Origin of the sequence: Paenisporosarcina sp. FSL H8-0542 (genome assembly GCF_038632915.1) — a bacterium.
Taxonomy (GTDB): Bacteria; Bacillota; Bacilli; order Bacillales_A; family Planococcaceae; genus Paenisporosarcina.
The window spans coordinates 3,183,416-3,200,490 of record NZ_CP152050.1 but is presented as its reverse complement, the minus strand read 5'-3'; the positions used below and the strand labels follow the sequence as shown (position 1 = coordinate 3,200,490).

The 17,075-nt window shown below is 37.7% G+C and carries 19 protein-coding genes; 12 read left to right on the top strand and 7 right to left on the bottom strand.

Annotation, left to right across the window (positions count from 1 at the left end; all coding sequences use genetic code 11):
- Nucleotides 1-96: 96 nt before the first annotated feature.
- Nucleotides 97-531: a GNAT family N-acetyltransferase gene (locus MHH33_RS16105; RefSeq protein WP_342542336.1), complete on the bottom strand. Its 435-nt coding sequence runs from the start codon at nt 529-531 to the stop codon at nt 97-99.
- Nucleotides 532-676: 145 nt separating this feature from the next.
- Here MHH33_RS16105 and MHH33_RS16100 point away from each other — a divergent pair, with 145 nt between their 5' ends.
- Both MHH33_RS16100 and MHH33_RS16095 read left to right on the top strand, forming a co-directional pair.
- Entirely contained in the window at nt 677-943 is a 267-nt protein-coding gene (locus tag MHH33_RS16100; RefSeq protein ID WP_342542335.1) for a hypothetical protein, read from the top strand.
- A gap of 127 nt (nt 944-1,070) precedes the next feature.
- Nucleotides 1,071-1,697 (top strand): protein kinase family protein, encoded by a 627-nt coding sequence (locus tag MHH33_RS16095; protein WP_342542334.1) that lies wholly within the window; start codon nt 1,071-1,073, stop codon nt 1,695-1,697.
- Nucleotides 1,698-1,776: 79 nt separating this feature from the next.
- Here the strand turns inward: MHH33_RS16095 and MHH33_RS16090 are convergent, their stop codons facing one another.
- A complete protein-coding gene (locus tag MHH33_RS16090) occupies nt 1,777-2,256 on the bottom strand; it encodes an Lrp/AsnC family transcriptional regulator (protein WP_016428535.1) in 480 nt (159 codons plus the stop codon).
- A 183-nt stretch (nt 2,257-2,439) separates the two neighbouring features.
- Between MHH33_RS16090 and MHH33_RS16085 the strand changes: the two genes are divergently transcribed.
- Complete coding sequence (locus MHH33_RS16085; RefSeq protein WP_342543792.1) at nt 2,440-3,375, top strand: DMT family transporter; 936 nt, start codon at nt 2,440-2,442, stop codon at nt 3,373-3,375.
- A 66-nt stretch (nt 3,376-3,441) separates the two neighbouring features.
- Here MHH33_RS16085 and pepF read toward each other — a convergent pair whose 3' ends face one another.
- Complete coding sequence (gene pepF, locus MHH33_RS16080) at nt 3,442-5,262, bottom strand: oligoendopeptidase F (protein WP_342542333.1); 1,821 nt, start codon at nt 5,260-5,262, stop codon at nt 3,442-3,444.
- A gap of 407 nt (nt 5,263-5,669) precedes the next feature.
- Here pepF and MHH33_RS16075 point away from each other — a divergent pair, with 407 nt between their 5' ends.
- The 5 genes from MHH33_RS16075 (at nt 5,670) to fumC (ending at nt 10,809) form a co-directional block, all read left to right on the top strand.
- Nucleotides 5,670-6,491, top strand: a complete 822-nt coding sequence (locus MHH33_RS16075; protein ID WP_342542332.1) for an amino acid ABC transporter substrate-binding protein — start codon at nt 5,670-5,672, stop codon at nt 6,489-6,491.
- Nucleotides 6,478-7,179, top strand: coding sequence for an amino acid ABC transporter permease (locus tag MHH33_RS16070; RefSeq protein ID WP_016428531.1), 702 nt, complete (start codon nt 6,478-6,480; stop codon nt 7,177-7,179). Before MHH33_RS16075 ends, MHH33_RS16070 begins: the two co-directional genes overlap by 14 nt.
- Before the next feature lie 26 nt (nt 7,180-7,205).
- On the top strand, nt 7,206-7,940 hold the full coding sequence (locus MHH33_RS16065) for an amino acid ABC transporter ATP-binding protein (protein ID WP_016428530.1): 735 nt from the start codon (nt 7,206-7,208) through the stop codon (nt 7,938-7,940).
- Nucleotides 7,941-8,196: 256 nt separating this feature from the next.
- Nucleotides 8,197-9,060, top strand: coding sequence for a pentapeptide repeat-containing protein (locus MHH33_RS16060; RefSeq protein WP_342542331.1), 864 nt, complete (start codon nt 8,197-8,199; stop codon nt 9,058-9,060).
- Between the two features lie 366 nt (nt 9,061-9,426).
- Nucleotides 9,427-10,809, top strand: coding sequence for a class II fumarate hydratase (gene fumC / locus MHH33_RS16055; RefSeq protein WP_342542330.1), 1,383 nt, complete (start codon nt 9,427-9,429; stop codon nt 10,807-10,809).
- A 134-nt stretch (nt 10,810-10,943) separates the two neighbouring features.
- On the opposite strand, the gene MHH33_RS16050 is transcribed toward fumC, so the two are convergent.
- Nucleotides 10,944-11,237 carry a hypothetical protein gene (locus MHH33_RS16050; RefSeq protein ID WP_342543790.1) on the bottom strand — a complete coding sequence of 98 codons (294 nt, stop codon included), beginning with the start codon at nt 11,235-11,237 and terminating at the stop codon, nt 10,944-10,946.
- A 151-nt stretch (nt 11,238-11,388) separates the two neighbouring features.
- Between MHH33_RS16050 and MHH33_RS16045 the strand changes: the two genes are divergently transcribed.
- A complete protein-coding gene (locus MHH33_RS16045) occupies nt 11,389-12,099 on the top strand; it encodes a GNAT family N-acetyltransferase (protein ID WP_342542329.1) in 711 nt (236 codons plus the stop codon).
- A 121-nt stretch (nt 12,100-12,220) separates the two neighbouring features.
- A complete protein-coding gene (locus MHH33_RS16040; RefSeq protein WP_016428525.1) occupies nt 12,221-12,790 on the top strand; it encodes an MEDS domain-containing protein in 570 nt (189 codons plus the stop codon).
- Nucleotides 12,791-12,837: 47 nt separating this feature from the next.
- Here the strand turns inward: MHH33_RS16040 and MHH33_RS16035 are convergent, their stop codons facing one another.
- The 3 genes from MHH33_RS16035 to MHH33_RS16025 form a co-directional block, all read right to left on the bottom strand.
- Nucleotides 12,838-13,440, bottom strand: coding sequence for a response regulator transcription factor (locus tag MHH33_RS16035; protein ID WP_342542328.1), 603 nt, complete (start codon nt 13,438-13,440; stop codon nt 12,838-12,840).
- Nucleotides 13,437-14,573, bottom strand: coding sequence for a sensor histidine kinase (locus MHH33_RS16030; RefSeq protein ID WP_016428523.1), 1,137 nt, complete (start codon nt 14,571-14,573; stop codon nt 13,437-13,439). The genes MHH33_RS16035 and MHH33_RS16030 overlap by 4 nt, the downstream gene beginning before the upstream one ends.
- Nucleotides 14,574-14,662: 89 nt before the next feature.
- Complete coding sequence (locus tag MHH33_RS16025) at nt 14,663-15,715, bottom strand: fatty acid desaturase (RefSeq protein WP_342542327.1); 1,053 nt, start codon at nt 15,713-15,715, stop codon at nt 14,663-14,665.
- Nucleotides 15,716-16,296: 581 nt separating this feature from the next.
- Between MHH33_RS16025 and MHH33_RS16020 the strand changes: the two genes are divergently transcribed.
- Together MHH33_RS16020 and MHH33_RS16015 are read left to right on the top strand one after the other, a co-directional pair.
- A complete protein-coding gene (locus MHH33_RS16020; RefSeq protein ID WP_342542325.1) occupies nt 16,297-16,707 on the top strand; it encodes a hypothetical protein in 411 nt (136 codons plus the stop codon).
- Between the two features lie 50 nt (nt 16,708-16,757).
- Nucleotides 16,758-17,024, top strand: coding sequence for a hypothetical protein (locus MHH33_RS16015; protein ID WP_016428520.1), 267 nt, complete (start codon nt 16,758-16,760; stop codon nt 17,022-17,024).
- Nucleotides 17,025-17,075 lie beyond the last annotated feature (51 nt).

Below are 17,075 nucleotides of genomic sequence, written 5' to 3'. Positions count from 1 at the left end.
GGTAATATAAGCATTATCACGCACATTTCAGTCGAAAGGATGAGACGACTCTTACAATTGTTTATCCGTAAAATGGCGATAAGGATAGTGAAGTTCTTATAAATCTTTCTCCAAAATAATCTTATGTTTCCCTTTAGCACTCGTATACGTGGAAATGATATTAAAACCATGTTTGATGTTAAGAATCAGCATTTCTTTTCGATTATTTCTGGATTTCGTTTGAACCGTTTTGTATTCGGCATTCTTAAGTAGCTTGTGTTGAAGTGCCATTAGTTTGGAAGCAATTCCTTGTTCGCGATAAGAACTGTGTACACCACCAAGCCAGCTATAAAATATATCGGGGCTGAGTTCATATCCCATTTTAAAACCGATTACTTCATCATTGGAAACTACAAGGCATGTAAGTAAGTTATGCTTGTTGTGCAATTCCTCTAGAGAGAGTTCTGCTCCTTCGAACACGTGTTGATGAAGTTGTTGAATGCCAATCATATACTTTTCTTCGGGAATACCGTCAATATATGTATATACCATGAAGAACCTCCTGTTGTTTGTATGAAAATGTTTCTATAAGACAATATATATAGGACATTAAATATGTTTTACAAGCCATATGTTTTACCTCCAAATTGAAGGGAATAATAAGCATAAGATGAAGATTCTAAAGGAGGCATTTATCATGAGTGAAAAAGAGAAGTTTCCTGAATTTGAGCCAGAGCCTATAGAAATTGAAAAACGGCAGAAACAGCAAGAAGAAAACGAAAAAGAGTTAAAACAAAATCAAAAATTGCACGACAATCGTGTGGAACAGTATCGCAATAATCAACAGCAGGATATTCAAGGTGAAAAAGAATTGAACAATCAATCCAATGCAAACCAAAATGAACAGAACTTAAATGATTTGACGTATGACATTGCCAATAAGCAAGGGCGCAACTTTAATTAGGTTATTTTTCCTCGGCTTTGATGGCAACTAACATTAAGTTGTTTGCGAGACCTTACCAATTATTTGGTGAGGTCTTTTGGTTATAACGTCTCTTTTTGTTGATTATAATAGAAAGGGGGGTCTAAGTTTGAAAACTTATCAAGAACTTGCAAATTCAGTCGTCATTTCCGCAAAAAAAAATCGACTTCTCAGTTATGACAATACATTGACACTCGTAGGTACCGGAAGAAGTGCTTTTGTCTTTCGGATTAAGTCTTCCAGTAAAGCCATTAAAATCTTTTTTCCGGAATTCACATACATTGCAAAAGAAGAGGCGGATATCTATAAAGAACTGCATGGTATTTCGTATTTCCCGAGCATTTATGATACCGGACAGAACTATATTGTTATGGATTATATAGAAGGACGTACTCTTTTTAAATGTGTTAATCAAGGCATTCCCATTACTTCCGGCCATATTGATGAGATTGATCGGGCTTTATCAATGGCATTAAAGAAGGGGCTGAATCCTTCAGATATTCACTTAAGGAATATTATTATTACTGCAAATAACGACATCAAGCTAATTGATGTCGCTCGTTTCAGGCAAACAAAAGATTGTTCCCAATGGAATGATTTAAAAGCGGTATATCTACAATTTTATACGAAGCGATTCTTTCCGAAAAAAATTCCGGCTGGCGTTATGAACACATTAGCTTTCTTCTATAAAAAACATCTGATTCCGCATCAGTTGTCATCATCGAAAATCGGATAAATAATATTAATATTTATTATGCAGCGAGCGGCAGATTTTTAACTGCCGCTTTTTTATATGAAATGAAAATTTAAATTATTTATAGATTATTGATGGGCAAAACGGTGGAGTGTTTGATTTCCCGTAAGGCAAGACTGGTCTGGATTCGAGAGATGCCTAGTTTATTCAGTTTGCGAATGAATTGTTCGAGTTCATGGCGGTTCCTGTTCGCTACTTTTAATAAATAATCGTATTCGCCAGTCAGGCAATGACATTCCAAAACAGCGGGGAGGGCTTCCAAATTCTTTTCCAAAATTTCAAGTTTCTCTGCCTGATGGATATCGGTGCTGATAAAGATGTAGCACAAGAGGTCGAAACCGAGTTTTTGCTGATCGAGAATGGCGACTTGTCTATTGATATATCCTTCGGTTTCCAGCCTTCTTATGCGCGCATGCGTAGCAGGGGGGGACAGACTGACACGTCGACCGAGCTCTGCGTTGCTGATATTCGCTTGTCTTTGCAGAATATCGAGAATTTGAATATCAATTGGATCGAGTACTTTACTAATCAATGATTCCATGGATTTTACCTCTTTCTTTTTTATTCCAAAAAAGCCTCTTGGTTAAGTGTTTAATGGAATAATATTAAGTATCTATAGTATATTCTTTTGTTTATTTTGAATTCAACGGATATGACAAAATAATATATTGTAAAAACTATAAAGGTGCTAAAATTAATTTAATAGGAAGAGGGGGTGGATGATATACCACACATTTATTATCTATTGTTGTTGTTTACAAGCTTGTTGTGGGGTGGCAATTTTGTTGTAGGGAAATCATTAGTGGACCATGCTTCTCCAGTAACGTTAACGACATTGAGATGGTTAATCGCTGTTATCTGCCTGATTCCAATTGTGTGGTGGAAAGAGAAGAGTCTCGTGCTTTCCCGAAAAGCCGTCTTGCCACTCGTATTAATGGGGGCAACAGGAGTTGTTTTATTTAACCTTTTTCAATTCCTGTCTTTGAATTTCACGTCTGCAACAAATGTAGGATTGATTTCAACATTTAATATGTTTTCCATTGCCTTGTTTTCATTCGTGTTTTTAAAGGAGAAAATCAACAGATTCCAGATAGGTTCTATGTTTATTTCTTTCACGGGTGTATTGTTGGTTCTTACAAAAGGACATGTCGAAGTACTTTTTTCCATAGGTTTCAATAAAGGCGACTTATTAATGATGGCTGCGGTATGTATGTGGGGGGTGTATTCGGTTATCAGTAAGTGGGCGATGAAATATACAACACCTTTGAAAGCTACATTGTATTCTGGGGTTTTTGGCGTAATGATGTTAATCCCATTTAATATGAAGGACTTTGCTATTAGCAACATGGATACACCTTTCATTCAATCAGTTCTTTATACCGGGGTCGTCTCTACGGTAATCTGTATGTTGTTATGGAACATAGCTGTTCAAAAAATAGGTGCAACGACGTCAGGCATTTTCCTGAATTTTAATCCGATTTTCACCGCCATTCTTGCTTATCTTTTACTAGGGGAACGTATGACTTGGATACAAGGAATGGGAAGTTTGATAGTTATCACGGGTTGCTTATTGTTTACATATTTTAAAGCGAAGCCGTTCCTAGGAAAATTCCAGCTGTTTGGGAAAAAGAGTGTCCAGGTCGCTATCGTTAGAAAATAATTGAAATGTCAGAAGCAAAACGAACCTTGGTCAAATATAGACCAAGGTTCGTTTTTTATGCTCAATTTATTTTGCTGGTACTGCTTCGATTTCTTTTGTCAGTTTCACCAATTCATCAATTAATTCGCCGATGTAGGCAATTGTGTCACGAAGCGGTTGTTCTGTTGTAATGTCAACGCCTGCCATTTGAGCAAGTTCAACTGGCGACTTCGTACCGCCTGCTTGAAGAACTTCCAACCACTGAGCTACAGCCGGTTCGCCTTCTTCTAAAATCCGTTTTGAAACTTGTGTAGAAATTGTCAGTCCAGCGCTGTAAGTGTATGGATACAAGCCCATATAATAATGAGGTTGGCGCATCCATGTCAATTCAGCTCCTGGCGTGATTTCAACTGCATCTCCCCAGAATTCTTCCAGTACACCTCGTTTGATTTCATTCAAAATCCCCGCATTGACGTTTTTACCTGCATCCACGCGTTCATAGACTTTACGTTGATAAGCAGCTTCAAGTAAATGTGTCACGAAGTTGTGGTAGTAAGTGCGTGCCACGATAGAAGAAATGACCCATCGCTTGAACTTCGGATCGTCCGAGTTTTCCAGCAAATGGTTCGCCATCAGCATTTCATTCATCGTCGATGGTGCTTCAATGAAGTATAAGGATGGTCGGGAGTTAAAGACATTTTGATTTTTATGGGCATTGTAGAAATGACCTGCATGTCCCAGTTCATGTGCTAACACGAATACTTCATTCATACGGCTTGACCATGAAATTAAAATGTAAGGATGGAAACCGTACGGGCTGGAGCAGAAAGCACCAGTAGATTTCCCTTTATTTTGTGCAAAGTCAATCCAGCGTTCATCGAATGAACGGTTGACCATGTCCAAATAGTCATCACCCAGTATCGCAAGTGCATCGTTCATATATTTCTTGGATTCTTCGATCGTGATTTTTGGTTCATATGAAGGATCCAATGGAATCTTCAAGTCCGCAAAAGTCATTTCTTCCAATCCGTGAACATCTTGAAGCAATTTCGCATACTTACGCATATGTGGTGCAAGCTCAGTCATAATCAAGTCGATTTGACGGTCAAACAATGACTTATCCACTTCCTGACCAAACAACAAATAATCAAAAATATTGTCATAGCCACGTAAATCAGACGTTGTTTTTTCGATTTGTAAATTCATATCGTACGTTTTTGCTGTTGTATGCTGATAGTTTTTCAGTTGATTTGAAAATGCTTTAAATGCAGCACGGCGAACATCGGTATCTGTCTCCGCTTCCCAATCGCCTTCAAAAAGCACATAGCTTAACGGATATTTTTTACCATTCACTTCAAAATCTTCAAAGGATAAATCGACCATTTTCGTCGTATTATACAACTCGTAAGGACCATCAAATGAAGAAGAGTATGCAGCCAATGTTTTTTCCACTTCAGGATGAAGCTGATGTGGTTTTTTGCGAATCAATGTCTTCAAATAATGTCCGAATTCAGTTGCGTTTTTCATTGCTTCTTCCAAAACTTCCACAGGCAACTCCAGTAATTCACTATCCACAAAAGATAATTTACTGCTTAAGCTCGCTGACACTGAACCGAATCGAGCAGAACGCATTTGTGCATCACTGTCTGTTTGATCAGTACTGTATGCAAGGCCGGCATAGGTGCCAAGTGGAACGAACATTTTATATAAGCTTTCATATCCTTTTAATGCTTCTTCAGCAGAATGTGCATCTTTAATCTGACCTTTGAATTGTTGATGGAAAGCATCCACTTCTTTTTCAAGCGCGACAATTGCATCTTGATAAGCTTCTTCTGAAGTGAACAAATCTTGTAAATTCCACGTTTCTTCTCTTTTGACATCTGAACGTGCAGGTAAACTTTGAACCATTTTCATCTCTCCCTTTTATCACGGATGTCGAACTAAAAACTATTATATCTTTATTTATTGAAAAATTCACTCTTTTTATAAAGTTTTATTGTTTGAAAAATTAAATGGAATTAATAGATTTCCTAAACCCTGAATTTTTTAAGCTCTGTTCACCGTATGTCTTTAAAAGATTAAGTTTCATCAATATGTAAACGGGGATAACAAGTGTATATGATCAAAAAAAATACCAAAAAAGCAGGATAGAAATGGTTCATTTCCATCATCATAGTAAGAGACAGAATTAATGAGATAATTCTTAATTATTCGCGTTTTAATGCACTGAGATTTTTGTTTTGACGCAATTAATCCGATGTTATAAGATTAGTAATACCAAGTAAGTCTATATGAATTAGGAGGAATTAATAAAAATGAAGAAATTAACTACATTATTAGCACTGCTACTTACGGCAGTCTTTATGCTATCAGCTTGCGGTTCGAAGGACGATAACGCATCTAAAGATGAAAAGAACACAAGTTCATCTGAAAGCGATTTGTTAGCGAAAGTGAAAAAAGATGGGGAATTATTAATTGGTACTGAAGGAACTTACCCACCATTCACATACCATGATGAAAGTGGTAAGTTAACTGGATTTGACGTAGAAATTGCTGAAGAAATCGCATCACGTCTAGGCGTGGAACCGAAATTCATGGAAACACAGTGGGATGCAATGTTCGCAGGTTTAGATTCTAAACGTTTTGACATGATAGCTAACCAAGTAGGAATTAAAGAAGAACGACTAGCGAAATATGATTTCTCGGAGCCGTATATTTCTTCAGCAGCTGTACTAGTGACACATGCAGATAACAAAGAAGTAAAAAGCTTTGAAGATCTTAAAGGGCTGAAATCAGCGCAGTCATTAACAAGTAACTATGCTGAACTCGCTAAATCTTATGGTGCAGAATTGGTAGGCATAGATGGATTTAACCAAGCAATTGAATTGTTGAACTCTCAACGTGTAGATGCAACGATTAATGATAAACTTTCCGTTTTGGATTTCCAAAAACAAAAACCGAATGCAAAAATTCAAATTGTAGATGAAGCAGACGACGTGGCTCAAAGTGGATTAATGTTCCGCAAAGGTAATGAAACTTTAGTGGAGGCTGTAAACAAAGCCTTGAACGAAATGATTGAAGACGGCACGTACGACGAAATCTCGGAAAAATGGTTCGGCGAAAATGTCTTGGAATAGTTTTTTCGTCGACCCTGAAAAAATGGAGCGCTATCTAGATATCGCGCAATCATCCCTCCTGCCTTTGCTGGAGGGGGCTGTTGTATATACGCTTCCATTGTCTTTAATCTCCTTTATATTAGGACTTGCGTTAGCCATACTGACGGCATTGGGGAGAATCTCGACCGTTAAGCCGTTTCAATGGATTGCCCGTTTTTACGTGTCTGCGATTCGCGGTACGCCATTATTGGTACAGTTGTTCATTTTATTTTATGGATTGGGTTCTGTAGGAATTGTCATTGATCCATTTCCAGCAGCGGTAATCGGATTTTCCTTAAACGTTGGCGCCTATGCTTCAGAAGTAATTCGTGCGGCCATTCTCTCTATACCTAAAGGTCAGTGGGAAGCTGCACATATGATTGGGATGTCTTACTCTCAAACTTTGAAGCGCGTGATTTTGCCACAAGCAACCCGTGTGTCCATTCCACCACTGTCGAATACATTCATCAGTTTGGTAAAAGATACATCATTGGCATCTCTGATTCTCGTAACGGAAATGTTCAGAAGAGCCCAGGAAATTGCGGCAACAAATTATGAAGTTTTACTGTTATATACAGAAGTAGCGATTCTTTATTGGATTATTTGTTTCTTCCTTTCGCTTATCCAAGGTCGACTGGAACATCGCTTCGATCGCTATGTATCGAGATAACAAAAGGATGAAGAAAGGAGTAAGAGATGATTTCAATAAATGGATTAAAAAAACAATTTGGCGATCTAGAAGTTTTAAAAGGAATCGACCTGCAAGTTAATAAAGGCGAAGTTATTGTGGTTATTGGCCCTTCTGGATCAGGCAAGACGACATTGCTTCGATGCTTAAATATATTGGAAGTTCCGACTTCAGGCAGTATTACAATCGATGACCAGACGGCGGATTTCTCGAAATCTGTCCCTAAAAGAACGATTGATCTATTTAGAAGAAAGTCAGCGATGGTTTTCCAGCACTATAACTTGTTTCCACATATGACAGCCATTCAAAACGTAATGGAAGGTCCCGTTACTGTGAAGAAACTGTCAAAAGCAGAAGCGCGTAAAAAGGCAGAGCAGTTATTGATTAAGGTGGGTCTAGGGGACAAGCTTGATTTCTATCCCCATCAACTTTCAGGTGGTCAACAGCAACGTGTAGGTATCGCCAGAGCGCTGGCGCTCGAACCGAAAGTGATGCTGTTTGATGAACCGACCTCTGCACTGGATCCCGAGTTAGTTGGGGAAGTATTGCAAGTGATGAAAGATTTAGCTGGCGAAGGCATCACAATGGTAGTAGTAACTCATGAAATGCGATTTGCCAACGACGTGGCGGACGAAGTCATCTTTATGGATCAAGGTAAAATTATCGAGCGCAGCAAACCAATCGACATGTTTACAAATCCAAAAGAAGAACGGACAAGACAATTCCTGAACTTGCTTCAATAAAAGAGATTGATTCAACGTAAAAAGACATCCAATTAGACAGTCTAATTGGATGTCTTTTTTATAATAATGAACTTTGTTAAAAATCTTTCAATCCGTTTTTAAATAGAGGCTACTCATTTTAAGAAAATAATGTTAAATTATAGTGAAATTCCATTGAAAATCTTGCTAACCACTAAGAGAATGCAATCTATTTTTAATCAGTTACTTGTCTATAAAATGTTGGTGTGGAAGATATAAAAATTACGAGGTGTGAGAAATGTCTGGAGATAAAAGATTAGCAACGGCTAAAGAAATTAGAGAGAGTCTGCAAGCAGATTGTACAAACTGTTTTGGTCTATGTTGCACAGCTCTAAATATTATTGCATCAAGTGATTTTGCAATTAATAAAGCATCTGGAATACCTTGCCCTAATTTAAAGTCAGATTACCGTTGTCAAATTCACAGTAGTCTTAGAGAAAATGGATTTAAAGGGTGTACAGTATTCGATTGCTTAGGAGCTGGACAAAAGGTTTCTCAAGATACTTTCAATGGAATAGACTGGCGAGAAAATCCTGAAGTTGGCGAGAAAATGTTTCGTGTATTTCCAATTATGGAGCAACTGTACGAAATGATTGCGTATATTGCAGAAGCATTATCCTACAAGGTTTCACATACGTTAACAGTTAAACTGAATTTACAATTAGTTCAATTAGAGAGTTTAACGCGGCTTGATGCTGATGCATTATTATTATTAGATATAAATACTTATCGACTGCCTGTAAATGAATTACTTTTAGAATCTAGTAAGTATATTAGGAATGAATTAATATTAAAGTTTTTCGGTGCTAAGAATACACGAAAACATGACTTTAGAGGAATCGATTGGATTGGGAAAAAGTTAAAAGGAAAAGATTTAAGAGCGACTGATTTGAGGGGAGCATATTTAATTGCAGCAGATTTGCAAAATACGGATTTAAGAGGTGTCGATTTCATTGGTACTGATTTACGTGATGCAGATTTAAGTGGTGCGAATCTTTCAACAAGTATGTTTCTAACGCAAATGCAAATTAACTCTGCTAAAGGTGACAAAGAAACAATTTTACCTTCATACTTGAAACGCTCATCTCATTGGACTGACTAGGCGTAGCAAACCAATAGACATGTTCTCAAATCCAAAAGAAGGACGGACAAGTCAATTCCTGAACTTGCTACAATAAATTGATCCCAACGAAAAAAGACATCCAATTAGACAATTTAATTGGATGTCTTTTTAATTGCATAATGCTAATTTTGCTCCATTAGATTATTTAATAAAGATAGGAACTAGTACTGTTCCAAAACACATCATCTACTGAACTTAATAATTTTAGTTCATTTCGTGTGACAAACTATTATTCATGTTAAGAAAAGCGTATGTATTGTAGAGAATATGCGAATGCTTTAAGTTGAAATATTTGAATTTTTAAATCCTTTTTCTTTAAACTTACTCAAAGGAGGAGTATTCAACATGACTAAATTTCGAATAGAGCACGATTCCATTGGGGAAATTCAAGTACCCGTTGATAAAATGTGGGGTGCACAGACGCAACGCAGCAAAGAGAATTTTGCGATTGGCACCGAATTGATGCCCATTGAATTAATTTATGCATTTGCCGTATTGAAGAAAGCAGCTGCAAAAGTTAATTTTGATTTAGGCACCTTGAGTGAAGGGAAGATGCAGGCGATTTCTCGTGCAGCTTCAGAAATACGGGAAGGTAAGTGGGATGAACATTTTCCATTAGTCGTTTGGCAGACTGGGAGCGGTACACAATCGAATATGAATGTGAATGAAGTGATTGCCCATCGAGGGAATCAGTTGTTGAAAGAAACCGGTAGTGAAGAATTACTCCATCCAAATGATGATGTGAACAAATCGCAAAGCTCGAATGACACCTTCCCGACAGCTATGCATATTGCGGCAGTGGAAGTACTGCAGACCATGTTATTACCAGAAATAGCTCGTTTAAAACAAACCTTCGAGAAACAAGAAAATGAATTTAAAGATATTATTAAAATCGGCAGAACGCATTTGCAAGATGCCACACCATTAACCTTAGGTCAGGAAATCAGTGGGTGGAAACACATGGTCGTTAAAAGCGAAGAGATGATTCGTGAAAGCATTGTTCATGTGGGCGAGCTTGCCATAGGAGGGACAGCCGTCGGAACTGGCATCAATGCACATGCGGAATTCGGTGAACGTGTGGCGACTGAAGTGAGCGGGGAGACTGGTTTGAATTTTGTGTCGTCAGCGAATAAATTCCACGCCTTGACCAGTCATGATCAACTTGTGTATGCGCATGGCGCACTTAAGGCACTGGCTGCAGATCTAATGAAGATTGCGAATGACGTTCGTTGGTTAGCAAGTGGACCTCGTAGCGGAATCGGTGAAATTACCATTCCTGCTAACGAACCGGGAAGTTCGATTATGCCTGGTAAAGTGAACCCGACACAAAGTGAAGCGCTAACGATGGTTACTACACAAGTAATGGGTAATGATGCGACAATTGGTTTCGCAGCAAGCCAAGGTAACTTTGAGTTGAATGTTTTTAAACCCGTCATTTTCTATAACTTTATGCAATCCGTGAGATTGCTTAGTGACAGTGTGAGAAGCTTCCATGACCATTGCGTAGTTGGCATTCAGCCAAATGTGGAACAGCTTTCCCACCATGTGAGCAATTCGTTGATGTTGGTCACTGCTCTTAATCCGCATATTGGCTATGAAAACGCAGCGAAAATTGCCAAGCAGGCACATGAATCTGGCAGTACGCTGAAAGAAGCCGCGCTTCAAAGTGGACTACTGACGGAAGAAGAGTTCGATCGAATTGTAGACCCTTCGAAAATGATTCGATAAGTAAGATAGAATCCCGTACATCTCTGGATGAACGGGGTTTTTCGTTTTTACAATTGAAGGATACACTTCTTTAGTTGGAAAAAGAGGGAGGTTAGTTAGAATGGTAAAATATTTGGTAATTTCTTGCATCACTTTCACTTTTTAAGCTTATTAGCCTCTTCAGACACCATAAATGCGAGATCATCGTTCCCAAACATTTGAAGAATCTCAATAAGTGTGCCTGAATCAATGTCCAAATCTATTGGTTCGTTGTTTTCGATGATTGATTTCAAAGTTTCATTGGCACCTTGGGTAGGGTATGCTTTTTGATATAAAGATAAAGGGTCAATCTCATAGTTTTGACACCATTGCACAAATAGTTGAATCATCACATGTTCGTCTTCTTGATATTTTTGGATGATGTAGTCGGTCATAGTTTTTTGGTCCATCATTTCAAATCTCCTTTAAGAAAGATAATACTAATCTTATTAATTGTGTCTACATCGTACCATGCGGTATTGGGGCAAGCACATAAACAATGAATATAGCTAATTCAGGAATAAATTTTAGTTCAACTCAAAAGAAAGCGGTGATCAACTAATGGAACCAATCATTATAGATTCAATGGTATTCTCACCTAAAGTCTTGGAGCATCATGACTTGCCAAACATGTTGGAGCTGCAGCTACTTGCAAAAAAACATATGGCTTCTTCAGATACGCTACAACCATTATCTCGATCTGAATTTGAATTTATTTTGAATGGTAACGGGTTAATAGTTGGGTTGTTTGAAGGACAAAAACTGGTTGCTTTCCGCGCGTTGCTGATGCCATTCATTGATGGAGACCACTTAGGGTTAGATGCGGGTCTATCATTGGGGGCATTAAGTCGAGTCATTTATTTGGAACTATCCATCGTTCACCCAGACTATCGTGGAAAAGGTCTTCAGCTTCAAATGGGGAAGATTGTAATGGGCGCCATCGATCGCTCTCGATACGATTATGTTTGTTCAACAGTTGCGCCGTTTAACATTCCTAGCCTAAAGGATAAATTTGTACTGGGTCTTCATATTGTGGCCATGAGCCAAAAATATGGTGGCAAACTTCGATATGTGTTTATGAAAACGTTCAAAGATGAGCAAAATGATGTTCAGTCGTCTGAAGAGAGGTTGATTCCGATGTCAGACACCGCCACGCAGCAACGACTTTTAAACGAAGGATTTATTGGTGTAAGTATAAGCACGGTGACTGAAGAATGGCACGTTCAGTACCTGAAGATTGCAGGAGATAAAGACAGAAACAATGTACATTGAATAAATCAATCTAACGTACCTAGACGAATGGTCCTCGTGAATGTAACTGGAAATTCTTGATATACCTCATTTACATAATTCTAGTATAATTAAGGAGATACAGAAGAGAAGGAATGATTACATGAAAAGTAAAATGAATCAGTTGTTTGAGGACCAAAGGAATGTGCATGTACTGTATTCATACAATGGCATGGATAATTACCATAAACAGATTTTGAATTTTATACTAGATGGTATTGCGGCAGGAGATTACATAATTATTATTGAAAATGCCCGTCTTTACCCTATTATTCACAAAGAGCTGAGCAGACAGTTAACGAAAGAACAAATGGAGTTCATTCACTTTGTAAACAGCTTCGATTTTTATTTTTCTAGTGGCAGTTATCATCCTCCTGCAATCACGGATTACTTTAATAAAACAGTACAGCCCTACGTGGACAATAATATCTCCTTCCGTTCGTGGGCGCATGTGGAGTGGGCAACTATGGAAGAGCCCCTGCATCTCATAGAAGATTTTGAGAAAATAGTAGACGAAGCTGTAAATCAGCTGTCGTTTCCATTAATTTGTGCGTACGAAGGAAAGAGAATGCCAGACTATATTAAAAAGATTTTGATGGAAACCCATCCTTATGTTCTAATGGAAGATGATTTCATCATCTCAGAACAATACCAGGAATCTAATAAGAAATAAAACACGCTTAGGAAATGCAACTAAGCGTGTTTTATTTTGTAGAGTTTTTACTTAAACCAGCCTTTTTCTTTAAAACGTGAAATGGCCTCAATTCGATTGGTTACGTCCAGTTTGTCTAAGATTACGGAAATATAGTTTCTGACCGTACCGGTTGTAATGTATAGCTGACTCGCAATCTCTTTTGTGTTTTTACCGTTAGCTATCAATTCGAGTACTTGATGTTCCCGATCAGTTAAAGGGTTTTCGTCGCCACTATACGCAAGGTCGATGAGCTCCGGTGCGTATACGCGTCGTCCTTCCATGATACTGCGAATAGAGTTGGCTAGATCTTCACTCGGGCTGTCTTTCAAGAGATATCCCATGACATTTGCTTTTCGAGCTCTTTCAAAATAACCTGATCGGGCAAATGTCGTAAGAATGATTACTTTACAATCGTGATCTTTCAGTTCTTCAGCAGCGTCCAAACCAGTTTTCGAAGGCATTTCAATATCCATAATGCATACATCGGGGTTCAATTGGTTGACTAAAGACAATACTTCTTCCCCATTATGTGCTTTACCGACAACCTCCATATCATCCTCCAAATCGAGTAATGAACCAAGAGCTCCTAGTAACATGCGTTGATCTTCAGCAATGACAATACGAATCATGAATTTTCCTCCTCAACTGATTGTAAGATGACGTGTGGGATCCGGATATTAAGGGTCGTTCCTTCGATGCTTAATATTTCAATGATTCCGTTGACGAATTCTAGACGTTCTTTCATTCCACGCAAGCCATTGCCATCTGTAAATTGTTTATCTCCTTCAAACCCAATGCCATTATCTTGTACTTGAAGAAACAATTCAGTCTGTGATTGTTTAATTAACACGTGACAAAACGTGGCCTGACTGTGTTTGACAACATTGGTTACCGCTTCTTTTAAACACATACTTAAAACATTTTCAACGAGTAATGGAGTATCTTTTAGCACTGAATTCCCTTTTACTCGGAAGTCGATTTCTGCAGCTTTCAAGATTTGCTGGACACGTAAAAGTTCATCCACTAGCTTGCCTGATCGCATATTTGAAACTAGTTCTCGTACTTCTTTTAACGCTATACGAGCAGTGTGATTGATATCATGAAGCTCGTTTTTAGCCCGAACGGGGTCTTTTTCGATTACTTTACTGGCTAAATCGCTTTTCAGTCCAATTAAAGAAAGCTTTTGACCCAATGTATCGTGTAAATCACGTGCAATTCGTTGGCGTTCCTGCATGACAAGCAATTGCGAAATGCGTTTGTTGGCATCCTCCAGCTGGCCTTCGAGCTTTTCCTGTTTATTGCGATTGTACGAATTGAAAGGCAATAAAATCACACCGATGATGCCGATTAGAATGAACGGAAATTGAGATACAAGTAGGTCATACTGTGTGAAGAACCCAATGCTGACAGACACCATCGTGGTTACAAGATGAACGACGTACATCGTGATGAATCCAGCTTTGTTGCGAATGTTACCTATAAAAAATGCCAGGAACAATGAAAAATAAAGATAACCAAATAATATAATCAACGTTATGCTGATGGCAATTTGAAAAGCAATCCACACATACATACGCCATCCTTTTGACATGAACGATCGGCGATACGTTAAAAAGAACCCTAAAACTAACAGCAGTCCAAGGAAACTTTCCGATGGAGAATACGATTTGAATATATAAAATAACGGCAAAATACAAAAAATAATCCATATGTAAATACTGACATAAGGGTTTTTAGGGAAAATTTGATACCAACTTTGCATAAGTGCCTCCATAAATTAGGTGCTTTTGTCTTGAGTTAATTATAACAGACAGAAAAACCATTCCCTATGCGGAATGGTTTTCTATCTGACTATTTCTCTTGAATGCTTGAACGTTTAGCTTGCATTTGCATGGAAGTTTTCGTGTCGTTCAGTAAATGTTTAATTTCATTGAAGCTCACAAACGTTTTTTTCGTTTCGTCATATAGGCGGAAGTGAATCGATTGTAAACTTGTTTTCAATGTAATGGTCGTTGCTTTATGAAGAGGTGGTGTCGATTCATGTGCTTGCTCCAACAAATAGTTAGGTACTCGTGGGCTTAAATGATGCACATGGTGGTAACCGATGTTTCCTGTTAACCATTGAAGCACTTTAGGTAATTTGTAGAATGAACTGCCATCAACTGCTGCTTTTACATAATCCCATTGATCTTCATCTTCGAAATAAGAATCTTCAAATTGATGCTGTACGTAGAACAACCAGATTCCAAAAGAACCGGCAACAATCAAGATCGTTCCTTGAATAATTGCGAACGCTTGGATGCCTACCAACCAAATCATAAAAGCATACAAGGCAACGATTGCAACGTTGATGAAGTATGTGTTGTTGCGCTCTTTCTTACGTGCATCTTTACGATTGAAACGATTTGATACCAAGTATAAGAATAACGGTCCTAAACCGAACATTACTAGTGGATTGCGATATAGACGATAAGCAAAACGACGACCAGGTGTTGCTTCGATATATTCATCAACCGTCATAACCCAAACATCGCCAGTTCCGCGTTTATCCAAGTTACTGCTTGTTGCATGGTGAATCGAGTGATCGCGTTTCCATTTTTCATAAGCAAACAATGTCAAAATACCTGTAATGGTTCCCAAGATAGAATTGGCTTTCTTGCTCTTGAAGAATGAACCATGTGTACAGTCATGAAAAATGATAAAGATTCGAACGATAAAGCCTGATGCAACCACTGCCAAAGCGATTGTTAAAAAAATTGAAACATCTAAGCTCAAATATGCTAAGTACCATAAAATGAAAAACGGGGGAATCGTATTAATAATTTGCATGATACTCGCTGACGTATTAGATTTTTCAAATGGCGCCACTTGCTTACGTAACTGCATTGTTTTTTCCTTACTCATAGCGTCCTCCTTGGAAAAAATGTATTTTAATTTTTAGTTAAAAACTTGTTACCTTAAGAATAGGGATTAGGAGCAGATAATAAAAGACATAAACGTCAAGTGGAAGGCATGACATCTATCATATAGGTCAGGATGATTAGAAGAGTTGTTTTTATTACTTACTATTTTTCTCAGACTAGAAGAAAAAATTTATTAAATTATAACTCTTGTATGAAAGTCTAGCCTTTAAAGATTCTTATTTTAGGCAACTTAGCACGCTTCATAAAAGTAGCGAAAGTATTTTGTGCAAACTAGAATGATCTAAAAGCGTCAGGAAACATAGAGAGCATTTTGGAATTACACTTCCGTGAGCTCAATGTGCCTGGCGTTTTTTGACATTCTCGTTAGGTGGAGTTTCAATTTAATGGTTTAAACTGCTGTTCAATAGAAAAATAATTGAAAACGGTGTTATTATGTGACATAAGAAGCAGGTTTTCTGGAATTGTTGTCGAAATCTATAACCTATGTAATTCAAAAGTTGTGAAAACTATAATGTTAGAACCTTTAATGTCTCAAATCATACAAATGGGAGACTTATCTTTATGAAAAATCAGCTCACACTTATTGTTGCTGCGAAATGGCAGCAATATTGGAATGAACGTAATATTGATGGATTGCTAAAGTTAACTGATGAACACGTTGAAGTTGTGGATGATAAAGAGTCGAATTTTGGGTTGCAATCTTTGGTGAAAAGCATTATACGAACGGGAATGACATTAAAAACCTTGAATAGTTATGTAAAAGAAGAAAAATTGGTTTTAAAACATCGAGGTATTTGGAAAAATGATGATGGGTTGGTTATAAAAGAAGCGGTGATTTATTCGTATATCATTATGAAGAACGGTAAGGTTGCATACCTGAAGCAATTTGAGTGTCCTGAAGATGCAGAAGCTGAAAGTGGAATTTCTATTCCAATTGAAACCAAGTCTACCTTAAGCTCGTATAACACATAAAGCAAATGACTATATTAGAAATACACTACTTATAAAATTGAGGTGATTTCATGGAGAATTTAATAGGATTGATTGCAGTCGTCATGGTATTTTCAATTCCGCTCACAGCTATTATTTTGGGACATCTGCGAGGAAATCAGAAGTTGAGAGCTAAAATGCTAAAAGATGAGTTGGAACTTGAAAAGTTAAAGGGTGAAAATTTTATCGCGGAAACGGAAAAAATGCGCCTTGAATTAGAAAAGCTGAAATTGGATTTTACGAAAACAGAAGATCCGGTGCTATTAGAGCTTCAAAAAGAAAAAGTTACTATTATTTAATTAAATCAAAAAGTCGCATGGTAGAAGACTCTACCCGCGACTTTTTGGTTT

Coding starts and splice junctions, on each gene's coding strand:
- MHH33_RS16050 (WP_342543790.1), bottom strand. CDS start 11,237: ATGGACCAAAAAACTATGACCGACTACATCATCCAAAAATATCAAGAA.
- MHH33_RS16075 (WP_342542332.1), top strand. CDS start 5,670: ATGAAGAAATTAACTACATTATTAGCACTGCTACTTACGGCAGTCTTT.
- fumC (WP_342542330.1), top strand. CDS start 9,427: ATGACTAAATTTCGAATAGAGCACGATTCCATTGGGGAAATTCAAGTA.
- MHH33_RS16100 (WP_342542335.1), top strand. CDS start 677: ATGAGTGAAAAAGAGAAGTTTCCTGAATTTGAGCCAGAGCCTATAGAA.
- MHH33_RS16030 (WP_016428523.1), bottom strand. CDS start 14,573: ATGCAAAGTTGGTATCAAATTTTCCCTAAAAACCCTTATGTCAGTATT.
- MHH33_RS16065 (WP_016428530.1), top strand. CDS start 7,206: ATGATTTCAATAAATGGATTAAAAAAACAATTTGGCGATCTAGAAGTT.
- MHH33_RS16035 (WP_342542328.1), bottom strand. CDS start 13,440: ATGATTCGTATTGTCATTGCTGAAGATCAACGCATGTTACTAGGAGCT.
- MHH33_RS16045 (WP_342542329.1), top strand. CDS start 11,389: ATGGAACCAATCATTATAGATTCAATGGTATTCTCACCTAAAGTCTTG.
- pepF (WP_342542333.1), bottom strand. CDS start 5,262: ATGGTTCAAAGTTTACCTGCACGTTCAGATGTCAAAAGAGAAGAAACG.
- MHH33_RS16025 (WP_342542327.1), bottom strand. CDS start 15,715: ATGAGTAAGGAAAAAACAATGCAGTTACGTAAGCAAGTGGCGCCATTT.
- MHH33_RS16060 (WP_342542331.1), top strand. CDS start 8,197: ATGTCTGGAGATAAAAGATTAGCAACGGCTAAAGAAATTAGAGAGAGT.
- MHH33_RS16090 (WP_016428535.1), bottom strand. CDS start 2,256: ATGGAATCATTGATTAGTAAAGTACTCGATCCAATTGATATTCAAATT.
- MHH33_RS16070 (WP_016428531.1), top strand. CDS start 6,478: ATGTCTTGGAATAGTTTTTTCGTCGACCCTGAAAAAATGGAGCGCTAT.
- MHH33_RS16105 (WP_342542336.1), bottom strand. CDS start 531: ATGGTATATACATATATTGACGGTATTCCCGAAGAAAAGTATATGATT.
- MHH33_RS16020 (WP_342542325.1), top strand. CDS start 16,297: ATGAAAAATCAGCTCACACTTATTGTTGCTGCGAAATGGCAGCAATAT.
- MHH33_RS16015 (WP_016428520.1), top strand. CDS start 16,758: ATGGAGAATTTAATAGGATTGATTGCAGTCGTCATGGTATTTTCAATT.
- MHH33_RS16040 (WP_016428525.1), top strand. CDS start 12,221: ATGAAAAGTAAAATGAATCAGTTGTTTGAGGACCAAAGGAATGTGCAT.